Origin of the sequence: Micromonospora sp. ATA51 (assembly GCF_016802855.1) — a bacterium.
GTDB classification, from domain to species: Bacteria; Actinomycetota; Actinomycetes; order Mycobacteriales; family Micromonosporaceae; genus Micromonospora; species Micromonospora sicca.
On the sequence record NZ_JAEVHJ010000473.1, the window covers coordinates 1 to 3664 of the forward strand.

Below are 3664 nucleotides of genomic sequence, written 5' to 3' on the forward strand. Positions count from 1 at the left end.
GGCGTATCAAGGCGGCATGCTCCTCGCTCAGGTCGCCCGGGACATCGGCCCCCTGCAGGACGCGCTCTCTGCGGCGGTTGACCATCTGCGGACGTTCGTGACGTCTGACGACCAGCACATGGGCTGACGCGGCGCATCCGAGCCTCGGGTGTCGGAGCGCGGAAGAAGGTCTGGCGAGCTGGTAAGACGACCACGTCGGGCGACGCGAAAGGGCGTCCGCTCTGACCAGCTCGTCACCACCCAGGTCTTCGGACCGTGCCCGGATGGACGAGCCGTCGCACAGCGTCCGCCCCGAATCTCTTGATCTCCGCAGCGCCGGCCGTGAAATCGACAGCCAAAGCGTCGTCCGCCGGGTCGTAGGTCAGCAGCTCCAACCCGAGCGGGAGTTCCTCGCCGACGCGGCCCTCTCGTCCTGAGCCAGCCGCCTGAAACGCGCCGAGGCGCGACCCGGTCGGCACCGGGCCGCGCCTCGGTGGAGGTACGGCGGATCGGGACGGTCAGCCGGCGCGGTACGCCCGGATGATTGTCTGCTCGATGCCGCTGCCGCCGTCGGCGGTGGCCTTCACCCGCAACGAGACCGCCTGCCCGCCCGTCACGGTCGGCAGCGCGGCGTGGTAGCCGTCCCGGTCCCGGTCGACCGTGGTCGGCTGCCAGGTCACGCCGTCGTCGGTCGAGGTCCAGACCTGGAACGTCGTCACCCGCTGGGCCGGCGCCCCCTGGGCCTGCCGGACCGTGAACGTGGCCGGACCACCGGTGGGATGGTTCGCCGCTTCCAGTGGCAGGGCGTAGTCGACCGACAGGAGCGGCAGGGCGCTGCGCGCCGTGCCGGCCGGTCCGGCCGACCGGAAGGTCCACGCGGTGTTGACGTGGGTCGAGAACGGCAGGATCCGGCTGGTGTCGACGTCGAAGGTGAGCCGGTAGTCCGCCGCCTTCGCCGGCACGCTGAAGTCGGTCCGGGCGGCGTTGCGCTCGTCGACGAGCTGGCCGTCCCGGTGCAGCGCCAGCGTTCGCGTGGCTGATCGCCAAGAGCGACCCCGACCACGACCGCATCTGCGCGGCGATCCGCGACCAGGTCGCCGCCCTGCCCGACGGATCCGTCGTGCTCGCCGAGGATGAGACCCACCTCGACCTGCTCGCCCGGATCCGGTCCTGCTGATGCCCACCGGCCTGCGCCATCGGGTGATAACCCCGGGCTCCAACATCCGCCGTACCATCCACGGCGCGGCCAACCTGGCCACCGGCGCCTGGCACTACCACGTATCGATACGCAACGTGTCGATGGTGTTCTGCTACTTCCTCAACCAACTGTTGGCCGCCCATCCCGACGCCCTGATCGTGGCGGCGATCCGCGGCAACGGCACCACCCACCACAGCGGCATCACGCGCAGACGGCTGGCCGAACACCCCCGACTCCTCCTTATCGAGCCCGTGCGGGCGCGTCGATCGACCGGGCTCGGACCGGTTTTGGGCCGCCCTTGAGCGCCCGGACCTGCGAGCTGTCGATCACCGCGCTCCACCAGATCAGCCGGTCGGGCGCCCGGCAGCTCGGCCAGCAGCAGTTCGTGCAGCCGCTGCCACACCCTGGCCCGGTTCCATTCCTCTAGGCGCCGCCAGCAGGTCATCCCTGACCCGAACCCCAGTTCCTGGGGCAGGAACTCCCAGGGAATCCCGGTGTGCAGCACGAACAGGATCCCGCACAACGCCTTGCGGTCATCCAGCCGTTTACGGCCGGAATACCGGTACCGGCGCTGATGGGGCGGGCAGGAGCGGTTCGATGCGCTGCCACAGCCCGTCCGGCAGAATCCACGGCGGCTGTTGGCCCTTCCTCATGACCGAGCCGACTACCCCGCGACCGCCTGCCAGCCTCATTGCGTTAGGGGTTCTCAGTCGAAGCGCAGGCTGCCCGTCCGTTCCCGCTTCAGCTCGAAGAAGCCCGGGTGTGCCGAGAGGGTCCGCACTGCGTCGAAGAGCCGCGCCGCCTCCTCGCCCCGCGGGATGCTGTTCATCACCGGGCCGAAGAAGGCCGTTCCGTCGATGTGCATCGTGGGCGTGCCCACATAACCGCCCCCCGCAGGATCCTTGCCCGCGTCGTGGCTGCGCTGGAGGGCGGCGTCGTACTCGGCCGAACGCGCTGCCTCCGCGAGGCTCGCGGGGAGCCCGAGCTCGGCCAGGGACTCGACAGCGACCGCGTCGAAGTCCTCCATTCCTTTATCGTGAATGCGGGTGCCGAAGGCGGTGTAGAGGCCGCGGAGTACGTCCTCGGAGTGGTGCTCGGCCGCGGCCGTGGCGACGCGGACCAGGCCGCGGGAGCGATCGACAAGATCGCGATACCAGCCGGGCAGCTCGTTGCCCTCGTTGTGCAGATACAGGCTCATGACGTGAAACCGGACGTCAAGGTCACGCAGCGGCTCCACCTCGAGGATCCACCGCGAGGTGATCCAGGAGAAAGGGCAGGCGGGGTCGAAGTAGAAGTCGACTCGGGTCTGCGGCGTGGGTGCTTCACCTGTCATGGCAGCGATGTTACGCACGGATTGGAATGCTTAAGGTCCAATACCATGACGAAATCCTGGTCCACTTCGGCAGCCCTGGGCGTGGATCTCCATCTGGACCCGGCCCCCGGCGAGCGGCCGCCGGTCCGGGCTCGAACAGGCACTCCGGGATGCCATCCGCACCGGGCGGCTCGCCCCGCACACCCGGATGCCCGCCACCCGCAAGCTGGACGCCGAACTCGGCCTGTCCCGGGGGACGGTGCAGGTGAGGTTCCCCCGGTAGGTCGGAGGCTTTCGATCCTGATCTGATAGAGCGGAAGGGAGTCCTCCGAGGTCGCCCAGAAGAAGTACCCCGACGAGCTGCCCTGTCTGTCAAACTGCCCCCATCCCCCGGACAGGTGCCAAGGACTGCGGCGCCCGGCCGCGGTCAAGGGTGGCCGCAGGCCGTCGGCGTGCCGACGCGCAGCGCCCTTGACGCCGACCGGGTGGCGTAGAGGATCGGGCACCCGGGGGAAGGGGCACGCCTGGTCCTCGTCGTCATCGAACCGCGGACAGCGCTGGCGCGACTCGGGGGCAAGTAGCTCTGCTGCGCGGCAGCGATCGCCCTGCTCTCGACAAAGAGCAGCCCCGACGGCGATCGTCCCGCCTCAGCCCTTCATTCCCTTGGTGCTCCGCCAGCGTGGCCGGCCGGCACGGCCGATGCCGGCCGAAGGTCGCCAGCAGGCCAGGGCCGGGTCGGCGCGGCCCGCTTTGCGGGTCGCCTTAAATGCCTCATTCGGCAGTGCGAACGGCCGCGGTGGCGTCCTCTGTGGACCGATGTGCGACACGCGTCCACCAACTGATCTGCGACACCTCAACGCGCTGATCGCGGCACGACCCAGCGCTCGGCCTGGCGACGCCTCGCCACGGAACGTGACGCCCGGTCGGCCTCGCCGCCGCCCTGGCCGACGCCGTCGTGCCGGAAGTCTTCTCCCGGCAGTCGCAGTTCGCGGGTCGCCTATCACAGACCTCTGGCCCCCGAGGGAAGAGCTGGGTTCCGGCAATCGGCATCCGTCATCCGTGGTTACCTGACATCGGGTCGCGCCCCACTTCACGAGCTGTTAACAGAAGTCCACTATCTGGGGGGGATTCAGTTGGCCAAACCATCATTCACCCGCCTCGCGGGGGCCACCATG

The 3664-nt window shown here is 69.4% G+C and carries 4 protein-coding genes and 2 pseudogenes; 3 read left to right on the top strand and 3 right to left on the bottom strand.

The features are described 5' to 3' along the window. Nucleotides 1–263: 263 nt before the first annotated feature. Entirely contained in the window at nt 264–416 is a 153-nt protein-coding gene (locus JNW87_RS36120) for a hypothetical protein (protein ID WP_161557862.1), read from the top strand. Between the two features lie 81 nt (nt 417–497). Here JNW87_RS36120 and JNW87_RS36125 read toward each other — a convergent pair whose 3' ends face one another. Further along, on the bottom strand, nt 498–941 hold the full coding sequence (locus JNW87_RS36125) for a hypothetical protein (protein WP_109802459.1): 444 nt from the start codon (nt 939–941) through the stop codon (nt 498–500). Between the two features lie 74 nt (nt 942–1015). Between JNW87_RS36125 and JNW87_RS36130 the strand changes: the two are divergent. Beyond that, nucleotides 1016–1434: pseudogene (locus JNW87_RS36130) on the top strand (IS630 family transposase); the annotation flags it as partial. A gap of 103 nt (nt 1435–1537) precedes the next feature. On the opposite strand, the pseudogene JNW87_RS36135 reads toward JNW87_RS36130, so the two are convergent. Both JNW87_RS36135 and JNW87_RS36140 read right to left on the bottom strand, forming a co-directional pair. Beyond that, nucleotides 1538–1830 (bottom strand): annotated as a pseudogene (locus JNW87_RS36135) (transposase); the annotation flags it as partial. A 53-nt stretch (nt 1831–1883) separates the two neighbouring features. Next, nucleotides 1884–2510: a DsbA family protein gene (locus tag JNW87_RS36140; protein WP_109802472.1), complete on the bottom strand. Its 627-nt coding sequence runs from the start codon at nt 2508–2510 to the stop codon at nt 1884–1886. A 91-nt stretch (nt 2511–2601) separates the two neighbouring features. On the opposite strand from JNW87_RS36140, the gene JNW87_RS41870 reads away from it, so the two are divergent. Beyond that, on the top strand, nt 2602–2772 hold the full coding sequence (locus JNW87_RS41870; RefSeq protein ID WP_375373590.1) for a GntR family transcriptional regulator: 171 nt from the start codon (nt 2602–2604) through the stop codon (nt 2770–2772). Nucleotides 2773–3664: the final 892 nt, after the last annotated feature.